Here is a 17,733-nt window from a genome sequence, read left to right as displayed (position 1 = left end):
GCCATCGGCTGCATCGACTTGCGCTTGCCGTCCAGCATCAGCCCGCGCAGGTACAGCTCGCCCTTGGCCCGCTGATCCCGCCGGGCCAGAGAACCAAGCATCTCCTCCGCGAACGCCTCCAAGCGCGTGCGGACCGTCTCCATCTCCTCGGGTGTCACACCTGAAAGAACATCACAACCTATCTGGAGATGATCAATCGGGGTACCTAACAAAGCCCTACTAGGCCCGCTCGTACACGTCGAGGAGGGTGCCGAGGACCGCGTCCATGGCGAACGTCTCGGCGGTGAGCTTGCGGGCCGCCTCCGACGCGGCGCGCCGGGCGGCCGGGTCCAGCAGGTCGAGCACCGCCGGGGCGATGCCGTCGGGTCCCGTCACCACCCGGCCGGCGCCGGCCCGGTCCACGTCGCGGGCCAGGCCGTTGGAGTCGGTCACCACGACCGGCGTGCCCACGGCCATCGACTCCAGGACCGACATCGGGAACGGCTCGTCCACCGACGGCAGGACGTACACGTGCGCCCTTCGCAGCTCCTCGGTCATGCGTGTCCCGTCGAGCGGTCCCGGGCAGCTCACCCGCGCCGCGAGTCCGAGTTCGTCGATCCGCCGCCGCACGGCGGCGAGTTCGCCCTCGTCGGGGCCCGCCACGACAAACGTGGCCTCGGGGTGCCGGGCCAGGATCGCGGGGGCCGCCTCCACCAGGTCGACGGGGCGCTTACGGGCCTGGAGCCGGGCCGCGTACAGGATACGCGGCGGTCCCTCCGGTGCCGGGCCCTCGGACTGCGCGGGCACGCCGTTCACCAGGCGGACGGCGCGGGCGAGGCCCGTCCCGCCCACCACGGCCTCCAGGTCCCGCAGTTCACGGGTGGTGAGGTGCAGAACGGCGGTGGCTCCGCGCAGCACCCGCCGCACCGCGACCGCGTCGAGAACCCTGGCCGAGCGCCGCTCGCTCGGGTCGACCATTCCGTGCGTCTGGAGGACCAGCGGCTTCCCGGCACGCAGCGCGGCGAGCGCCACCGGCAGGGTCACCAGGTCGCGCGCCAGATGCACATGGACGACGTCGGCCTGCCGTACGAGACGGTGGGCGCCGGCGAGCAGGGACGGCGAGGTGAGGCCGCTGAACCCCAACGGCAGGACCCTGCGGGCCTGGTGGAGGCGGGCGGGCACGCCCTCCACCTCCTCGGGTAGCGGCCCCTCGAAGCCGTCGGCGAGGGCGGTGAGCCGGGCGTCGTGCCCGCGTTCCCGCAGCCCCTTGCAGAGGTTGAGGGCGACCCGGACCGGGCCGCCGAAGGCGTGGGTGGGGCTGTGCAGGGTGACCGCGTGCAGCACTCTCACGCGGGCTCCTCGACGGGTCGGCGCCGGTTGTCGGCGGTGTGCAGGGTCAGCTCGGGCAGGTCCTTGTGGAGGACCGCGCCCGCACCCACGACGGCGCAGCGGCCGACCTTCACCCCGGCGAGGACGGTGGCGCGGGTCGCAACCCAGGCTCCGTCGTCGACGGTGATCGGCGCGTTGCGGTACCGGAAGTCGGCGGCGCGGTGGTCGTGGCTGCCGGTGCACAGCATGGCCTCCTGCGACACGCACACATGGGCGCCGAGGGTGACCGGCTCCAGGTTGAGGATCCACGCCCCCTCGCCGATCCAGGTGTGGTCGCCGACCGTCAGCTTCCACGGCCAGAGCACGCGCACCCGGTGCCGGACGAGCACCCCCGTGCCGATCTCGGCGCCGAAGGCCCGCAGCAGTGCCGTCCTGACCCGGGCCGGGGTGAACCACGCCATGAAGACCGTGTTCATCACCGCGAACCAGAGCGCCTGGACGAGTATCCCGCGCCCCTTGTCGTATCCGGCCAGCGTGAAGGCCGGGAGATCACGCATCGATCCATTCCCCTCAACAGCGTCTCCCCGGAAGCTACTTCGCCACACTCTAGTAGCTGACCGTTCACCACAGGCCAGGGCTCGTTAGACTGCGCCGGGGATCTCTTTCGGGGCGGGGGCGCCATGACGCAGCAGATGGACCGGGGCACGACCAGTACGCCCGGGTCATCGGAGCGGGGCTGGCAGGTGGCGGTGCCGCCCTTCCGGCCGCGCACGCTCCTCTCCCGCGCGTTGTCGGTGCCGCTCGTCCTCGGTTTCGCGGTGTTCCTGCCGTTGCTCGTGCTGGTCCAGCCCGGCACCGGTCTGCACGACTCGGCGCTGTGGCTCCAGCTCGCGCTCACCATGTACGCCGGCATCCGGCTCTCGGCGATGATCCTCTCCAGCCGGCGCAAGCTGCTCACCGGTTCGTTCTGGCTGTTCGTCTACATGGCGATGGGCGTGGCACCGCTCGCGCAGGCCGTACTCGGCCGTACGCCGACCCCCATGGTGGGTGCGCGCACCGATCTGACGGAGGCGGTCGCGCTCGTCCTGATCGGCTGTGTCGCGTTCGACATCGGCACCCTGCTGGCACGCCAGCGGCCCGAGCGGAGGCGGGAGGACAAGCTGCGGTCGGCGCTGGTGCACCGCCGCCGCCTGTACCTGCTGACCCTCCTCGCCTTCCTCGGCTCGTCGCTCCTCGTCGTCAAGCTGGGCGGTCCCGCGGTCTTCTTCACGAGCCGCCAGGAGATCATCAGCAGTGTCCAGGAGGCCGGGCTCTCCCAGGCGGACTCGCAGGCCGGGCAAGCCATCGTGCGTGGCTTCGGCACCGTGCCCGCCCTCATCGCCTGGCTGGCGTACACGCGCTGGCTGGTGACCTCGCGGCGGGCCCGCCGTTCCGTGGTGATCATCGCGGTCTGGGGGGCGCTGGCCGCGCTGAACGCGGTGGTCAACAACCCGATCTCCAACCCGCGTTTCTGGTTCCTCACCGTCCTCTTCTCGCTGCTGTTCACCGTCTTCCCGGTGAGCGCGGCCTTCTACCGGGCCGCGCTCAGCCTGGGCGTGATCGTGGCGCTGGTCGTCTTCCCGTTCGCGGACCGCTTCCGCTACGACGACGCAAACTACCGCCCGGTGCAGACCACTTCGCCGCTGGAGCCGCTGGCCCTCAAGGACTACGACCAGGTCGGCATGTTCGCCAACACCATCACGTACGTCCGGTCGGGCAGCGGCCACACCTTCGGCCGCCAGATGGCCGGCTCGGTGTTGTTCGCGGTCCCCCGCTCGGTGTGGCCCGACAAGCCGATGGACACCGGGGTCATGGTCGGCCAGTGGATGGGCGCGACGAACACGAACCTCTCGTCGCCGGTGTGGGCCGAGCTGTGGATCGACTTCGGCCCGGTCGGGATGGTGGCGGGGTTCGTGGCAATGGGATACGCGGCGGCACGGGTCGACCGGCGCTACGCCCGCCGTGCGGTGCGCAGTGCCCGGCCGGGCAGCCTGATCGCCCTGGCCGTCCCGCTGGTCGCCGGCTACTCGTTCATCCTGCTGCGGGGCCCCCTGCTCCAGGCATCAGGGCGCGTGGCCATCGCGGCGTTCTGCATCGCCCTGATCACCACGTTCCGCCAGGACCGGGCGCCGGGGCTGCGCTGACCGGAGGGCCGAGGCCCTGGGGAGCGGCCGCGCGCCGTGCGCTCCACTCCCCCACGCGGTGACGCTCAGTTCGCGGGGACCGCCGGTACCGCCGCCGTCGGGGTCGCCTCCTCCACCCGCAGGCGCGCGACCCGGGTCCAGGCCGCCACCGCCTTCAGTGCGGAGCCCGCGGCCAGACCCCAGGCCGCTCCGAGCGCCGAGCCGGTCAGCGAGTATCCGGCGAGCATGAGGACGACCGAGAGCAGCGAGAACACCACCTGCACCGACAGGGTGGCGCGCGGCCTGAGCACGCGCAGGGTCACGAGGGCGCAGGTGCCCAGGCCCATCACCGCGTACTGGGCGCCCGAGGCGGGCAACAGAGCGGCGGCCAACTGCCACGTGGCGCCGAGGAGTTGGCGTCCAACGTGGTCGGGAAGGGCGTACAGCACGAGCCCCCAGGCGAGGCCGACGGCGCTGAGCACGAGGCCGAGCAGCGCGGCGGCGCGGATGGTGGCGCGACGGCCGCCGAGGCGGTTGAGCAGCGGCGGCCCGAAGGCGTTGACCGAGTTGAACAGGACGTTGAGCGGCCCGAAGAGCGTGGTGGCGCCGCGCAGGGCGCCGACCGCGAGCGGGGCGGCGAACAGGCCGAGGCCGAGCACGGCGAGCTGGCTGGAGGCGTTGCCGACGGCGAACTCCACGACGAAGCGCTGTCCGAGGTGGCCCCGGCGCACGTAGGGCCGCAGGTCCGCCCGCGAGCCGCGGACATGGGGCCACAGCAGGCGCAGGCCGAGCAGCAGCGCCGGGACGGCCGACACGCCCCACACCGCCACGAGGAGTCCGGGCGCGGCGTGCCGGGGCTGGAGCAGCAGCGCGGGCACCACGCACACCAGACGCAGGGTGTCGGCGGCCAGGGCCAGGCCGGGGCGCCGCAGGGTGGAGAACGCGTACCGCAGCCCGTCCTGCACGAGGACCAGGGGCAGCACGAGCCCGAGGGCGAGGAAGGCTCCGCCGGGTCCGGCCCAGCCGCCGGTGACGGCTCCGACGGCGGCGAGCAGGACCCCGACGACGGTGGAGGCGAGGGAGGTGAAGGCGATCGCGGACCGGCAGGCGGCGCCGGTGTCGCCCCGGGTGAGGACGACGGCCTGGCCGACGTATGCCACGTTGAGGCCGAGCAGCACCGTGAAGGTGAGGTACACCATCGAGAAGGTGGCGAAGCCGTGCACGGTGGAGACGCGGGCGGCGATCACCAGCACGGCGATGTTGGTGAGGCTGGACGCCGCCTGGTCGAGCACCGCGGCGAGGGCGGCCGCCGACCGCCGCGGGGTGCGCGGCGGGTCGGACGGCCTCTCGGACGGCGGCTTTTCCTCCGGGACGGTCACCGGTCCCCCGAGCGGACGGTGCGCAGCGCGACCGTGTCGCTGCCGTCGCCGTCGAAGTGCCGCTCGGGTTCGGGGGTGTTGCTCGGCTCGGGAGTGGGGGCCGGCTTGCTCTTGGGCGCCCGGCGTCTGCTGCCACGGCGGGCGGCGGGCGTCCGGACCCTCTTGGAGTCGGAGTGCGTCACCGCGCCGAGGACGGTACCGCCGGCACCGACGATCAGTTCGCGGATACGCATCAGGTCGGCGCGGTGCACGGTCCGCGGGTCGCAGACGATGAGCACGCCGTCGACCCGGTCGACGAGCGCGAGGGCGTCGGCGTACGCGAGGACGGGCGGGGCCACGACCACGACGGTGGCGTCCGGATCGTCGGCCTCGGCGATCAGCCGGGTGGTCCGGGCGGAGGTCAGCGCGCGCGGTACGTTGCGCACGCGTTCGCCGGGGACGAGCCTGAAGGCTCCTGACTCGCCCGCGTCGAAGAGGAGTTGGCCTCGGCTCGGCCACTCGCCCTCGGCGTGCTCGCCGGTACGGCTCCAGCGGGGCCGGGAGGCGGCGGACACGTCGAGCCGCTCGGAGAGCGACGGGGTGCGCAGGTCGGCCTCCACCAGCAGGACGTTCTTGCCGGTCTCGGCGAACGAGGCGGCGAGGTTGACCGCGACGGCGACACTCGACTCCATGGAGCCGCGCGGGGCGACGACGAGTAGTCGGCGCCGGTCGGCGAAGCGCTCGTCGTAGGCGAGGCGGAAGGCGATCGAGCGGTACTCCTCGGCTGCCCGGGAGTCGGTGTGGCCGACCACCAGGGTTCCCGCCGAGCCGCGGGGCAGCGCGCCGAGGACGGGGCCGCGGACGGCGCGGGCGACGTCACCGGCCGAGCGAGGCGCCGGGTCGAAGACGAGCCGCACCCAGGCGCCGAGCAGGCCGAGACCGACGCCGACGAGGCCGCCGAGGCCGAGCGACAGCGGTAGGCCGGGCCCGTCGGACGAGGAGGGGACCGTGGCGTTGCGGATCACGTTGCCGGGCGTCATGTCGAGCGCGTTCAGGCTGGTGATCTTGCTGCGGAGGTCGGTGATGCGGTTGAGCAGGTTGGCCTGCACCGCGTAGGCGGAGTCCGCGGCGGATCCGTTGGGAAGCTGCTTGATCTGCCGGGAGAGCTCGTCGTTCTGCTTGGCGACCGGATGGAGCTGGTCCTGCAGGCTCTTGAGCATCGAGTCGCGGACGGACTCCCACTGGTCCTTGCGCATGTCGATGTACGACGCGGTGAGGGCGTTGGCGCGGCGCGCCGCCTCCTTCGGGTCGGACGCGTTGTACGTGAAGTGCAGCACGAGGGTCTGCGGCGGGTTGGTGACCTGGAGCCCGCTCTGGAGCTGGTCCACCTCGTCCGCGCTCATCTTGAGCTGCTTCGCGGCGCCTTGCGCGACCGATCGGCTGAGGGCCGTCTGCCGCTCGGACCCCATGTTGAGCGCCTTGTCGCTGGCGAGCGTCGGCGCGAAGGGGTCGCTGGTGGGGGCGCGGAGCACGATGTCGGTGGTGGCGGCGTAGCTGTCGGCGCCGGTGACGCCGAGCCAGGCGCCGGCCAGTAGTCCGATGCCGACACCGCCGCCTAGCAGCCACCGGTAGCGCAGGAGTTGGCGGAACTGCTCACGCAACTGCTCCGGCTCGTCCTCCCCCCGGACGGGAACGTGTGTCTCGTTCACCTTCCAAGTCCCCCCATTGCCTCGTCGATCAGCGCGTCGATGCGCGCGAGACCCGCCTCCCGTGACAGATGGGCCGCTACATGGCGCGGACCCGCCGCGCCCAACTCGTCGGCCATCTTCGGATCTTCGGCGAGTCTACGCACCGCTGACAAGAACTGATCAGGGTTCTCCGGTTCCGCAAGCATTCCGGCACCGGAGCGCAGCACCTCGCGGGCCGTTCCGCCCTCGGCGGCGACGGAGGCGACCACGGGGCGGCCCGCCGCGAAATAGGAGGTGAGCTTGGAGGGGACGCTCATGTCGAGGACCGAGGCACGCTGGGTCACGGCGAGCACATCGGCCGCGGCCAGCACGTCGGGGAAGTCGGCGTCCGCCACCGGAGGCAGGAACTCCAGGTTGGGCAGCCCTTCGGCGCGGCGGACGAGGTGCTCGCGCTGATTGCCGTCGCCCATCAGCACGACCCGGGTGGCGGGAGCACGGCGGGCCGCCTCCACCAACACGTCGAGCCCCTGCTTGAGTCCCATGTTCCCGGAGTGCAGGACCACGGTCTGCTCCGGCCGCCAGCCGAGGCGCTCCCGGGTCTGCGCGCGGGGTGCCGAAGGGGCCTGTATGTGCGACCAGTTGGGGACCATGCGGATACGTCCGGGGTCGACGCCCATGGCCCGCACCCGTTCGACGAACGTCTCATGGATGACACCGACGAGGGTGGCACGCCGTAGCACCCATGCCTCCGCGCGCTCGGCCAGATCGGCGGCGCGGCCACCCCCCTGGATGCCGGACTGCGCGGCGGCGGCGCCCATGAGGTCCTGCACGACCGGCACGTACGGGGCAAGGTGCCGGGCGGCGATACGGGCGCCGAGCACTCCGCCGGCAAGGCTGGGCAGTTGGGCGAGCACGGCGTCGACGCGACCGGTGCGGGGCGGTGCGACGAGACCGTGGGCGAGGATTGACCCCTCGAACAGGGCTCTGCGCACGGCGCTCTGGCGCGGGGGGACACTGTGCCGACGACGGTGCACGGTGACTCCGGCACGCCGCTCGGCGGCCCGCCACACCCCGCGGTAGGCGGGGTCCAGGCGCCAGGACGGGTAGTGGGGGAGCCCGGCGAGGACGTGCGTGTCGTGCCCGCGGCTCGCCCAGTGCTCGGCGATGCCGGTGGCGTAGGGGCCGATACCGGTGTGCTCGGGCGCGTAATTGGTGGACACCACGAGCAGCCGGCGTCCGGACGAGGCGAACTCGCCCTCCTCGCCGGCGAGCGCGGCGACATCCGGCTCGGTGGTGCGCTGCCGCGGCACGGGGCCGGCTGTGCGCGTAGCCCCGTTCCCGTCCCGATCGCGACGCTCGTTGCGGGTCTCTGTCACCGGACGAAACCTTTCCCCCCGGCCGCCTCGGCGGCCTCCCCTGTGCGTCCACGCCTTACGGGTCCCCCGGTCCCACGCACTGGCAGAAGTGAACCAGGACGCACCCTAATTGTTCACCCCTCCCGCACTGAGCATGAACGCTATCGTCAAAGTCCGCGCATCCACCGCAAAGGGGTGTGCACAGGGGGACACCATCGAACGAGGGGGGCATCTGTGCCATCGAGCAAGCCGTATCGCGTGGGCTACGCGCCGGGCGCCTACGATCTCTTCCACATCGGGCACTTGAACATCCTGCGCCACGCGCGTGCCCAGTGCGACTACCTGGTGGCAGGCGTGGTCTCGGATGATATGGCCGAACGGGCCAAGGGCAGAGAGCCGATGATCCCGCTCGTCGAGCGGCTGGAGATCGTCCGCAGCATCCGGTACGTGGACGCCGCGTTCGTCGAGACCGTGCCGGACAAGCTGGAGACGTGGAAGCAGGTCCGCTTCGACGTGCTGTTCAAGGGCGACGACTGGCGGGAGACGCCGAAGGGGGAACGGCTGGAGCGGGACTTCGCCACGGTGGGCGTGGACGTCGTCTACTTCCCGTACACCGTGCACACGTCGAGCACCCAGCTGCGGCGTGCCCTCGACGCCCTCGACGGGACGCGGTTCACCGACGAACTGCGGACAGCTCACGGAACCACTTGGTGAGGAAGGCGACGAGGAAGAGCGCGGCGGCGACGGCGAGGACGGTGTAGGCCCAGCGGAAGGCGCCGCCGCCGCCGAGCAGCAGGAACACGAGGCAGAACACCCCGTGGTCGACCGGAAGCAGCGCCACCGCGCGTGCTGTGGAGGGCGCGGCGCGGTCGCCCGGGGCTGCCTTGGGCTTGAGCTGCTCGGTGAGCAGTCCACCGAAGAACGTGACGACGGCGGCGAGTTGGAAGCCGAGCGGCACCAGCAGCCAGCCGTCGGCCTCGGTCCCGAAGTGATCGGGGTGGCGGTAGAAGGAGATCAGCACGGTGGTGTGCAGTGCGGTGATCTTGGCGCAGTCGACCACATGGTCGAGCCATTCACCCACCGCGCAGCCGCCGCCGCGCAGCCGGGCGAGCTGCCCGTCGGCGGAGTCGAAGGCAAACCCGACCGCGAGCCCGAGCCACACCACGAGGCCCACGGCCCAGGTGGGCGCTGCGAGTGCCGTCACCGCGACGGCCGCGAAGCTGAACGCCGCGCTGATCGCGGTGACATGATTGGGCGTCAGGCCGAGCCGGTACGCCCCGGCGGCCAGATACCGGCCCGCGGGCCGGTTCACGAACCGCGAATACAGCGATACGCCCTTCGCGCTCTTCTGTGCGGACTTCAGCCGTATCAGCGCCGACGTCGTAGTACTCATCGATCCCCCGGATCTCATGACCTCACCGGTCACTCTCCTGATCCACATCATCACAGGCGACGGCGTGCGATGACGAGTGATCGGAGAACTGACCGGAAACCACGGATGTCGCCGCGGCGGCGTACAGGGAGCCGGTCCGGCGGCCCCGCCCACGCCCGGCCCCAGCGTCCCGTCCATTTCGGCGGGACCACCGGCGTCAGGGAAAGGTGAGGTCAGGGCCCTTATTTGTCAGGAGCACTGGCCGATCGCGCGGCACCTCTTCCGTTCGGTGTCCAGGCCCTGGGCGCAGCACCGGCAGGTGGTGTGGAGCCGGTCGAGGAAGGTGCGTACGTCCTTGACCGTGACTCGGGCGACCTTCTTGGTGCCGAGGTTGGAGATGAGGTGGAGACAGACGCAGGCGGCGTAGCGTGGATGGATGTTCTCCCGAACCCGGTGGGCGGCGACGCCGCCGAGCCAATAGGCCCAGTAGTCACCGAGCGTGCTGTCGGCGGTGGCGACCGGCAGGCCGCGGTTCCCGTCGGCGATCTCCTGACAGTCGTAAGGTTCCAAGCGCTCGGGGTCGAAGCCCTCCGTCCTGGCGAGTGCCACGCGGGTGTCGGCCTTTGCAGCCCATCCGCCACTTCTCGTTGGTCATGCGGCCCTCCAATGGAAAAGCCCCCGCTGCCAACGGTAGCTTTAACGATGTTTTAGCAGGTCAGGCGGGCAGAACCAGCGTAAAACATATGACCCTAGGATTGGGACTCCCCAACCAGCACATCGTGGGCTTAACTTAGGTGTCATGACCTCCCCCCGCTCCACCTACGGCGGCGGCTACTACGCCGCACCGTCGTTCCCCGACACTCCGATCTACGACTCCTTGGTCGCGGAGCGGGGTACGCCTCAGATTGCCCCGATCCGAGTGCCGTCCTCCTACGACACCGGAAACAGCTACCTGCCGGCGCTCCCGTCGGCGCTGCCGGCGCTTCCCGCGGCGCCTTCCCAGCCGAACCCGTCGTACGGCTACCCGCAGCAGATGGCCGCACCGCAGCAGAACTACGCGCCGATGCAGCCGGCTCATCTGCAGCAAGCTCCCGCGCCGTACATCCCGCAGCAGCCGACCGGCATGCGGGGCGGCTACCAGCCACCTCAGCCCCAGCAGCCGCGCCCGGCGCCGGGCACGGGGTACGAGTCGATGCGTCCGGCGTCGCCGCGGCCCGTACCCGCGCCCTCACCGTACGAGGATCCGTACAACCGCCCGTACCAGGGCCGGGGGTACTGAGCCGCTGCGGAACCCGCTGCACACGGCCGCGGTCCGTCCCGGGTCCGATCCGAAGGGCGGGCCCGGGACGGACCGGCAGGGTGAAGGCATGCGCCCTCCCGTGCTGCGCGCCGTACACATTCATCCGGTCAAGTCGCCGGCCGGATACGAGCCCGGCGAGGCCGCCGTCGAGCCATGGGGACTCGACGGCGACCGCCGGTGGATGCTGGTCGACACCACGGGCCGGACTGTCACACAGCGGCAGCAGCCGCGCATGGCGCTGGTCTCTCCGCCGTGCCGCTTCCCGGGGGCGGCATCGGTCTGTCGGCGCCGGGGAGCGCGCCGCTGACCGTCGAGGTGCCCGAGCCCGGACGCACGGTTCCCGTGGCGTTGCGGGAACTCGTGGGACCGGCCCGCGCGTTGGACGGGGTGAGGTAGCTCTCTCTTCGTCTGCTCGGCGCGCAGGCTGTGCCGTATCGGGATATGACGGATACGGAAGGGGGTGCGGGACTGTGCGAGCGGTATCGGGAGTATGGCGTTGGCGGCACAATCCCCTGCGCCGCGCCACAGACCGGCGCGAGGCATGGGTGGCTCTGGTGGCACTGCTGTTGATGGCGGTGGCGGCGCCTGCGCTCGGGTGGCTGTGCGGGTCACTCATGGACGACGTCCTGCAGGAGTCGGTACGGCTCCAGCAGGCGCAGCGGCATGCCACGACGGCGGTTGTGGTGCGCCCGGTGTCGGGGGCACCGCGTCTGGTCTCCGAGCCCGAGGCGTCCTCGGAGCGCACGACGCAGACGTCGGTGGTGGCGCGATGGAAGGCCCCGGACGGCACAGCCCGCAGCGGAAGGGTCGCGACCTCTTCGAAGATCACCGATCCCGGCTCCCGGGTGCGGATCTGGACCGACCTGGACGGACGCCCGGCGCTGCCCCCGATGGATGTGCCGACGGCCCACACCCATGCGGCACTGGCCGGATTCGGGGCGATGCTGCTGGGCATCGCACTGATCGAGGGCGGGCGACGCCTGATCGTATGGCGCATGGTGCAATGGCGGTACGCGCGGCTCGACCAAGCGTGGGCCGAGGCCGGTCCGGACTGGGGCAGGACGGGCACCGGCAGCTGATGAGCTGGGATCCCGTCAACTCCCGCCCTCCGCGCGCGCTACGGTGGACCGGTCCGCTCACCTCTTCGGCGGACGGACCCGTGACGACCCCTGCCGCAAGGCCGGCCGCACGAGCATCGGACACGCACGAGGTGGGGGCACAACAGCGCCATGGCACAGGGCACGGTCCAGGTGACGCACACCGGCACATCGCGGTGGCGGCGCCGCACTGGCGAATACGCCTCACTCACCGCAGCCCTTGAGGCGGCGGCGGACGGTGATGTCCTCACCGTCGCGCCGGGCACCTACCGGGAGAATCTCGTCCTGCACCGCGCGGTGACCCTGCGTGGTCCCGAGGGCTCCGTCGGCTCCGTCCGGATCGCGCCGGTCGACGGCGTACCGCTGACGGTGCGTGCCTCCGCCGTCGTCCAGGATCTGTATGTGGAGGGCCAGGACTCGGCGGCCCCCGCCCTGCTCATCGAGGACGGCGCCCCGGAGCTGGCGGATCTGCGGATCGTGACGCGGTCGGCAGCCGGGATAGAGGTGCGGGGTGCGGCCCGGCCGAGCGTGCGCCGCTGCACGGTCGACAATCCGGCCGGGGTCGGCATCGCCGTGCTCGACGGCGCGGGCGGGGTGTTCGAGGAGTGCGAGATCGTGTCGGCCGGGCAGTCCGGGGTCTCGGTGCGCGACGGTGCGCATCCGCGGCTGGATCACTGCCGGATCCATCACTCCTCGGGCGCCGGACTGAGCATCACCGGTGAGGGCAGCGCGCTGGAGGCCGTCGGCTGCGAGGTGTACGAGATCAAGGGCAGCGGCATACAGGTCACCGCCCGCGCCTCCGCGCACCTCACCGACTGCACGGTGCACCGCACTTCGGCGGACGGGGTCACGCTCGACACGGACGCGGTGCTGACGCTCGCCGACTGCGACATCCATGACATCCCGGAGAACGCGGTGGATCTGCGCTCCCGTTCGGTCCTCACCCTGACCCGTTCCACGGTCCGCCGCTTCGGACGCAACGGCCTGTCGGTGTGGGACCCGGGCACCCGGGTCGACGCCAACCAGTGCGAGATCCACGACAGTACGGGAGACTACCCGGCGGTCTGGGTGAGCGACGGCGCCACCGTGATACTGGACTCCTGCCGCGTCCATGACGTGCCGGACGCGATCTTCGTCCTAGACCGGGGCTCGCGCGCCGATGTCGTCGACAGCGATCTCACCCAGATCCGCAATACGGCGGTGTCGGTGAGCGACGGGGCGACCGCACAGCTCGACGACTGCCGGATCCGGGAGGCGTCCACCGGCGCCTGGTTCCGTGACCACGGCAGCGGCGGCACGCTGAACAACTGCACCATCGACACGGCGCAGACCGGGGTCATCGTCACCAAGGGCGCCGACCCGACCATCGAGCGCTGCACGGTCACCTCGCCCGCCGAGGCCGGTTTCTACGTCTCCGCCGAGGGACGCGGCACCTTCGACAGCTGCCGGGTCACCGGCAGTGACGGGTACGGCTTCCATGTGATGGACGGCTGCCGTACGACGCTGACCCGGTGCCGTGCCGAGCGGTGCGCGCGCGGTGGCTACGAGTTCGCCGAGGGCGGCTCGCACGGCGAAGGGCAGGGAACGGGCCCGGTCGTCGAGGACTGCACCAGCGACGAGAGCGCACTGCGCACCGCCACTCCCCCGCCGCCCACGGTGCTGACGGCCAACCAGTCGGCCCCCGGGCTGCTCGGTGCGGTGCCCGCGCAGCGCCCGGCCCTGCCCATCGCCGTCGAGGCACCCGCCGAGCCGGTACGTACCTCGGGCGCCGTTCTCGGTGAACTGGACGCGCTGGTCGGCCTGGACAGCGTCAAGCGCGAGGTACGTGCACTCACCGACATGATCGAGGTGGGCCGCCGCCGCCTGGAGGCGGGGCTGAAGGCCGCGTCGGTGCGACGCCACCTCGTCTTCACCGGCTCCCCCGGCACCGGCAAGACGACCGTGGCCCGCCTGTACGGCGAGATCCTGGCCTCGCTCGGGGTGCTGGAGCGGGGGCATCTTGTCGAGGTGTCCCGGGTCGATCTGGTCGGCGAGCACATCGGCTCGACCGCCATCCGTACCCAGGAGGCGTTCGAGCGGGCGCGCGGCGGCGTGCTGTTCGTCGACGAGGCGTACGCGCTGTCGCCCGAGGACTCCGGTCGGGACTTCGGCCGGGAGGCGATCGACACGCTCGTGAAGCTGATGGAGGACCACCGGGACGCGGTGGTCGTGATCGTCGCCGGTTACACCCACGAGATGGAGCGGTTCCTCACCGTCAACCCCGGTGTGGCGTCCCGTTTCTCACGGACCATCACCTTCAACGACTACGAGCCCGCCGAACTGCTGCGGATCGTCGAACAGCAGGCCGAGGAGCACGAGTACAGCCTCGCCGAGGGCACCGGAGAGGTGCTGCTGAAGTACTTCACCGAGCTGCCCAAGGGCCCGGCGTTCGGCAACGGCCGGACCGCCCGCCAGACCTTCGAGGCAATGGTCGAGCGGCATGCCGGCCGGGTCGCCCAGCTCGCCGAGGCGAGCACGGACGACCTCACCCTGCTCTACCCGGAGGACCTGCCGGAGCTCCCCTGAGTCTCCCCGGAGCCCCCGTCGGCCTGGCGGGGCAGCACGGGCCCGAGCCGGACGAGCAGCGCCGCCCGTTCCTCGGCGAAGACCGGGTCGGCCTGGTAGTCCGAGTGGCCCAGCACCGGTTCGGGCAGCGGGTGCTCCGGCGTACGCCCGTAGACCAGCGGGTCCCGCAGAGGCCCACGGTCCACTTCGGGGCCGGCACCCACGTCGAGCCGGACCCGGCCACCGATCGGGTCGGTGGCCCGCCACAGGTTGCGCCAGCAGCGCACGGACCGATGCAGTCCATGCAACGGTCCGGGACCGAAGTAGGCCGGGAACCAGCGGCCGTACAGCCGCTCGATCGGCGAACCGTAGGTGAGCAGCGCAACCCGTTTCCGGGCCCCGGCCGGCAGCTGCCAGACGGCGGACGCCGCGAGGACGCTGCCCTGGGAATGCCCGGAGATGACGAGCCTGCCGCGGGTGCGGCCGGTCCAGCCGGCCATCCGGGAGGCCAGGTCGGGGACGGCGCGCTCGGCGTAGCAGGGGGGCGCGAAGGGGTGGGCGGCGCGCGGCCAGAACGTACCGACGTCCCACAGGATACCGATGGTGCGCCGGGTGGAGGCGTCCCGGTAGGCGCGCCGGCCGCAGGTCACAAAGACGATGAAGCCGAAGCCGATCATCCAGGAGCCGGTCGACTGGGCGGCTTCCGCGACCGACTCGATGAACGGGCCGGCACCGTCCAGGGCCAGCCCCGGCACCTCCCCGCTCAGCCACGCCCCGGCGACCGCTCCCGCGCCGAGCAGCAGGGTGGCGCCGGAGACCAGCCCGAGAAGCCAGGGCGCGGAATCGGTGAGCGCAGCCAGGGCCCGGGTCCTGGCGATCTGCCGGGTACGGGCGGCGTCCAACCGCTTCTCCCCGTACTCCCTGTTGACCTCGGGTTCCATGGCGCGGGCGGCGAGCCAGGTGCGTACGCCCAGCACGACGGCGGGAATCAGCAGCAGGGCCAGGAGTACCGGGATGACCGAGGCCTGCCAGCTCAGCAGTACCGGCGGCCCGTCGATGAGGGAGCCCCGGCCCATGCCGGGAGTTCCCGGTCCGTCGAGCCAGTCGGCAACGCGCTGGGCGACCCCGCCGGACATGACGCCGCCGAGGGCGCAGGCGAGCATCGCGACTGCGGGGCCGCCGAGTCCGTACATGACCGTACGGGGCTCGGGCGTCCGGCGGTACAGGCCGAGCGCGACCGCCGCGAGAGCAACCACGAGCATGCCCTGGCCGACGGTGAGGACGCGGAAGGTGACGTCTCCGGGGAGCGTGCCCGCGGAGACCCAGCCGGGACGGGACCAGGCTGCGTACACCGCGGTGACGACAAGCACGGCGAGGGCGGTGCCGGGCAGCCAGGTGATGACGGCGCCGTCGAGCCGGTTGTCGAGCCGCCGCTCGCTGCGACCGCGGCTGCAGACCACCCAGAGCACGACGAGCGTGCCCAGCACGAGCATCGCCTCGATCAGCTGCCCCAGGAACTCGGGTACGGGGCTGGTGACAGCGCGGTCGTGACGGGCCGCGGCACCCGCGACGGAGGCCGCCACGGTCAGGAACCCGGCGGCGGTGTGCGCGGCCCGCAACCGGGCGACGAGCCGCCGGCCGTACCAGAATCCGGGGCGGCCGAGGGCGGGGCGGCCGACGGGGGCTCCGGCGGCGGGGGTTCCGGCGTCAGGGGTTCCGGCGTCAGGGCCCTCGGTGGTGGGGGTGGCCTCGCTCCCGTTGTCGAGGACGTCGTCGTCCGCTTCCGCCCCGGTGAGCGGTCGCTGTGACTCGTAGGCGCTCCAGGTCCGGTTGGAGAGGAACCAGAGCAGCCCCACCAGCACCGTGGGCACCAGAGCCGCCAGCGCGAGCCGCCGCCCCGGCTGCGACCACCAGCCGTCCTGCGCCGTCGACAGGAAGCCGAGCCAGGACCGTTGGTTCGAGCACTCCGGTACACCCGCGCACTGCCATGCCACCAGATCCAGGGCGACCTCGCACGCCGCGGCCGTCAGCAGGACGGTCAGGCTGAGGGCGACGAGGCGCACGAGCACGCCGTACAGCCGGACCGCGCGGGTGCGACGTCTGGCCGTGGGCCGCATCCAGTGGGCCAGGTTGACGACCATGAAGGGGAGCAGCAGCAGCCACAGCGCGCGCGAGCCGTTGCCGGAGGTGAGATTGGACCAGCAGTACGCCTCCTCGATGGGCCGGTCCCGGTACCGCTCCGGGTGCTGCTCGGCGTCGACGTCCCCTGAGCGCCGGAATATGGCAGCCGTCGCATCGCCGGTGACCCGGGCGATGCGCGGATCCCCCAGCATCGACTGGGGGGTGGCTCCACCGACGCCATGGACCAGGAGTTCCAGCGCGGCCCCCGTGCTGTGCGGGGCCTCGGTGACAGGGGGCACGTGAATGACTCGCTCTCTTGCTGTCGCGGCGTTCCGGCCCGCGTACTGATGCGTAGTCACCAGAATCCCGGAACCCGGGCCGCGCCGGTACCCGGATCACAAATCTCCCCGGTGCAGCGCCGGACGAAGCTGCGTGGCAGGATGAGCCCGTCCGACAGATTGTCGAACCGACGGGCTGCTGTACGGAAAACCGAGGGAAGGACCGGACCCGGCGTTGAGTGAGAATCAGAATCTCCTCGCGGAGCAGCGGCGTGCACTGATCCTCGACGAGGTGCGCCGACGCGGCGGGGTCAGGGTCAATGAGCTGACCCGCAAGCTGAGCGTCTCCGACATGACCGTGCGCCGGGACCTGGACGCACTGGCCCGTCAGGGTGTCATCGAGAAGGTGCACGGCGGCGCTGTGCCAGTCGTCGAGGCGAGTACGCACGAGCCCGGTTTCGAGGCCAAGTCGACGCTGGAGCTGACCGCCAAGGAGGACATCGCGCGGGCCGCCGCGGCGATGGCCGTTCCCGGCAGTGCGATCGCGCTCTCCGGTGGCACGACCACCTATGCGCTGGCCCAGCACCTGCTGGACGTACCGGAGTTGACGGTGGTGACGAACTCGGTGCGGGTCGCCGAAGTGTTCCATGCCGCGCAGCGGTCGACGGGCGGCCCACGGGCCGGGGCCGCCACGGTGGTGCTCACCGGTGGGGTACGGACTCCGTCCGACTCTCTGGTCGGCCCGGTCGCGGATCAGGCGATCGGTTCGCTCCACTTCGATGTGCTGTTCCTCGGGGTGCACGGCATCTCGGTCGACGCCGGGCTCTCGACACCGAATCTGGCGGAGGCGGAGACCAATCGGCGCTTCGTGCAGTCGGCGCGGCGGGTGGTGGTGGTCGCCGATCACACCAAGTGGGGCACGGTGGGCCTGAGTTCGTTCGCGACGCTGGAGCAGGTGGACACCTTCATCACGGATTCCGGCCTGTCCGCGGGCGCCCGCGAGGAGATCAAGGAACATCTGCCGGGCCTGGTGGTGGCGGGCGAGACCGCGGCCGGCGACCTCTCCGAGGGCTGAGGAAACGGGGATCCCGGGGGCGAGCCAGAGGTTCCGCTCGGCTCGCGCCGCGGCCGGGACGTCCTAGGATCCTGC

General features: G+C 71.7%; 15 protein-coding genes and 1 pseudogene. 7 read left to right on the top strand and 9 right to left on the bottom strand.

All coding sequences use genetic code 11. From position 1 onward, the window contains the following. From ACIBB8_RS33990 to ACIBB8_RS33980, 3 genes are all read right to left on the bottom strand, one after another. Positions 1 to 143 (bottom strand): transposase (locus tag ACIBB8_RS33990; protein ID WP_398958754.1); only part of this gene is annotated, 143 nt, incomplete at its 3' end. Positions 144 to 219: 76 nt separating this feature from the next. Continuing rightward, entirely contained in the window at positions 220 to 1,329 is a 1,110-nt protein-coding gene (locus ACIBB8_RS33985) for a glycosyltransferase (protein WP_398958748.1), read from the bottom strand. Continuing rightward, a complete protein-coding gene (locus ACIBB8_RS33980) occupies positions 1,326 to 1,865 on the bottom strand; it encodes a WcaF family extracellular polysaccharide biosynthesis acetyltransferase (RefSeq protein ID WP_398958746.1) in 540 nt (179 codons plus the stop codon). The genes ACIBB8_RS33985 and ACIBB8_RS33980 overlap by 4 nt, the downstream gene beginning before the upstream one ends. A 123-nt stretch (positions 1,866 to 1,988) precedes the next feature. On the opposite strand from ACIBB8_RS33980, the gene ACIBB8_RS33975 reads away from it, so the two are divergent. Beyond that, positions 1,989 to 3,491, top strand: coding sequence for a hypothetical protein (locus tag ACIBB8_RS33975; RefSeq protein WP_398958744.1), 1,503 nt, complete (start codon positions 1,989 to 1,991; stop codon positions 3,489 to 3,491). Between the two features lie 65 nt (positions 3,492 to 3,556). On the opposite strand, the gene ACIBB8_RS33970 is transcribed toward ACIBB8_RS33975, so the two are convergent. From ACIBB8_RS33970 to ACIBB8_RS33960, 3 genes are read right to left on the bottom strand one after another with little or no spacing between them, the layout of a single operon-like run. After that, a complete protein-coding gene (locus tag ACIBB8_RS33970) occupies positions 3,557 to 4,849 on the bottom strand; it encodes a hypothetical protein (protein ID WP_398958742.1) in 1,293 nt (430 codons plus the stop codon). Further along, on the bottom strand, positions 4,846 to 6,537 hold the full coding sequence (locus ACIBB8_RS33965) for a lipopolysaccharide biosynthesis protein (RefSeq protein ID WP_398958740.1): 1,692 nt from the start codon (positions 6,535 to 6,537) through the stop codon (positions 4,846 to 4,848). Before ACIBB8_RS33965 ends, ACIBB8_RS33970 begins: the two co-directional genes overlap by 4 nt. Continuing rightward, positions 6,534 to 7,739: a glycosyltransferase gene (locus ACIBB8_RS33960; RefSeq protein WP_398958752.1), complete on the bottom strand. Its 1,206-nt coding sequence runs from the start codon at positions 7,737 to 7,739 to the stop codon at positions 6,534 to 6,536. Before ACIBB8_RS33960 ends, ACIBB8_RS33965 begins: the two co-directional genes overlap by 4 nt. A gap of 366 nt (positions 7,740 to 8,105) precedes the next feature. Between ACIBB8_RS33960 and ACIBB8_RS33955 the strand changes: the two genes are divergently transcribed. After that, positions 8,106 to 8,585 (top strand): adenylyltransferase/cytidyltransferase family protein, encoded by a 480-nt coding sequence (locus ACIBB8_RS33955; RefSeq protein WP_398958738.1) that lies wholly within the window; start codon positions 8,106 to 8,108, stop codon positions 8,583 to 8,585. On the opposite strand, the gene ACIBB8_RS33950 is transcribed toward ACIBB8_RS33955, so the two are convergent. Beyond that, positions 8,545 to 9,264, bottom strand: coding sequence for a CDP-alcohol phosphatidyltransferase family protein (locus ACIBB8_RS33950; RefSeq protein WP_398958736.1), 720 nt, complete (start codon positions 9,262 to 9,264; stop codon positions 8,545 to 8,547). The two genes, ACIBB8_RS33955 and ACIBB8_RS33950, sit on opposite strands and share 41 nt — an antisense overlap. Before the next feature lie 228 nt (positions 9,265 to 9,492). Further along, positions 9,493 to 9,852 carry a hypothetical protein gene (locus tag ACIBB8_RS33945; RefSeq protein ID WP_398958735.1) on the bottom strand — a complete coding sequence of 120 codons (360 nt, stop codon included), beginning with the start codon at positions 9,850 to 9,852 and terminating at the stop codon, positions 9,493 to 9,495. A 190-nt stretch (positions 9,853 to 10,042) separates the two neighbouring features. Between ACIBB8_RS33945 and ACIBB8_RS33940 the strand changes: the two genes are divergently transcribed. From ACIBB8_RS33940 to ACIBB8_RS33925, 4 genes and pseudogenes are all read left to right on the top strand, one after another. Continuing rightward, positions 10,043 to 10,522, top strand: a complete 480-nt coding sequence (locus tag ACIBB8_RS33940; protein WP_398958734.1) for a DUF6643 family protein — start codon at positions 10,043 to 10,045, stop codon at positions 10,520 to 10,522. 88 nt (positions 10,523 to 10,610) lie between these two features. Continuing rightward, positions 10,611 to 10,894 (top strand): annotated as a pseudogene (locus tag ACIBB8_RS33935) (MOSC domain-containing protein); the annotation flags it as partial. Positions 10,895 to 11,097: 203 nt separating this feature from the next. Continuing rightward, positions 11,098 to 11,622, top strand: coding sequence for a hypothetical protein (locus ACIBB8_RS33930; RefSeq protein ID WP_398958733.1), 525 nt, complete (start codon positions 11,098 to 11,100; stop codon positions 11,620 to 11,622). Positions 11,623 to 11,772: 150 nt separating this feature from the next. Further along, positions 11,773 to 14,205, top strand: coding sequence for a right-handed parallel beta-helix repeat-containing protein (locus tag ACIBB8_RS33925; protein WP_398958732.1), 2,433 nt, complete (start codon positions 11,773 to 11,775; stop codon positions 14,203 to 14,205). Here ACIBB8_RS33925 and ACIBB8_RS33920 read toward each other — a convergent pair. Beyond that, positions 14,175 to 16,517, bottom strand: coding sequence for a hypothetical protein (locus ACIBB8_RS33920; protein WP_398958750.1), 2,343 nt, complete (start codon positions 16,515 to 16,517; stop codon positions 14,175 to 14,177). The two genes, ACIBB8_RS33925 and ACIBB8_RS33920, sit on opposite strands and share 31 nt — an antisense overlap. Before the next feature lie 301 nt (positions 16,518 to 16,818). Here ACIBB8_RS33920 and ACIBB8_RS33915 point away from each other — a divergent pair, with 301 nt between their 5' ends. Continuing rightward, positions 16,819 to 17,658 (top strand): DeoR/GlpR family DNA-binding transcription regulator, encoded by an 840-nt coding sequence (locus ACIBB8_RS33915; RefSeq protein WP_398958730.1) that lies wholly within the window; start codon positions 16,819 to 16,821, stop codon positions 17,656 to 17,658. Positions 17,659 to 17,733: the final 75 nt, after the last annotated feature.

The sequence above is a fragment of the Streptomyces sp. NPDC051286 genome, assembly GCF_044455345.1.
Lineage (GTDB): Bacteria > Actinomycetota > Actinomycetes > Streptomycetales > Streptomycetaceae > Streptomyces.
The sequence above is the reverse complement of the archived record's forward strand: the minus strand, read 5'-3'. Positions and strand labels throughout refer to the sequence as shown.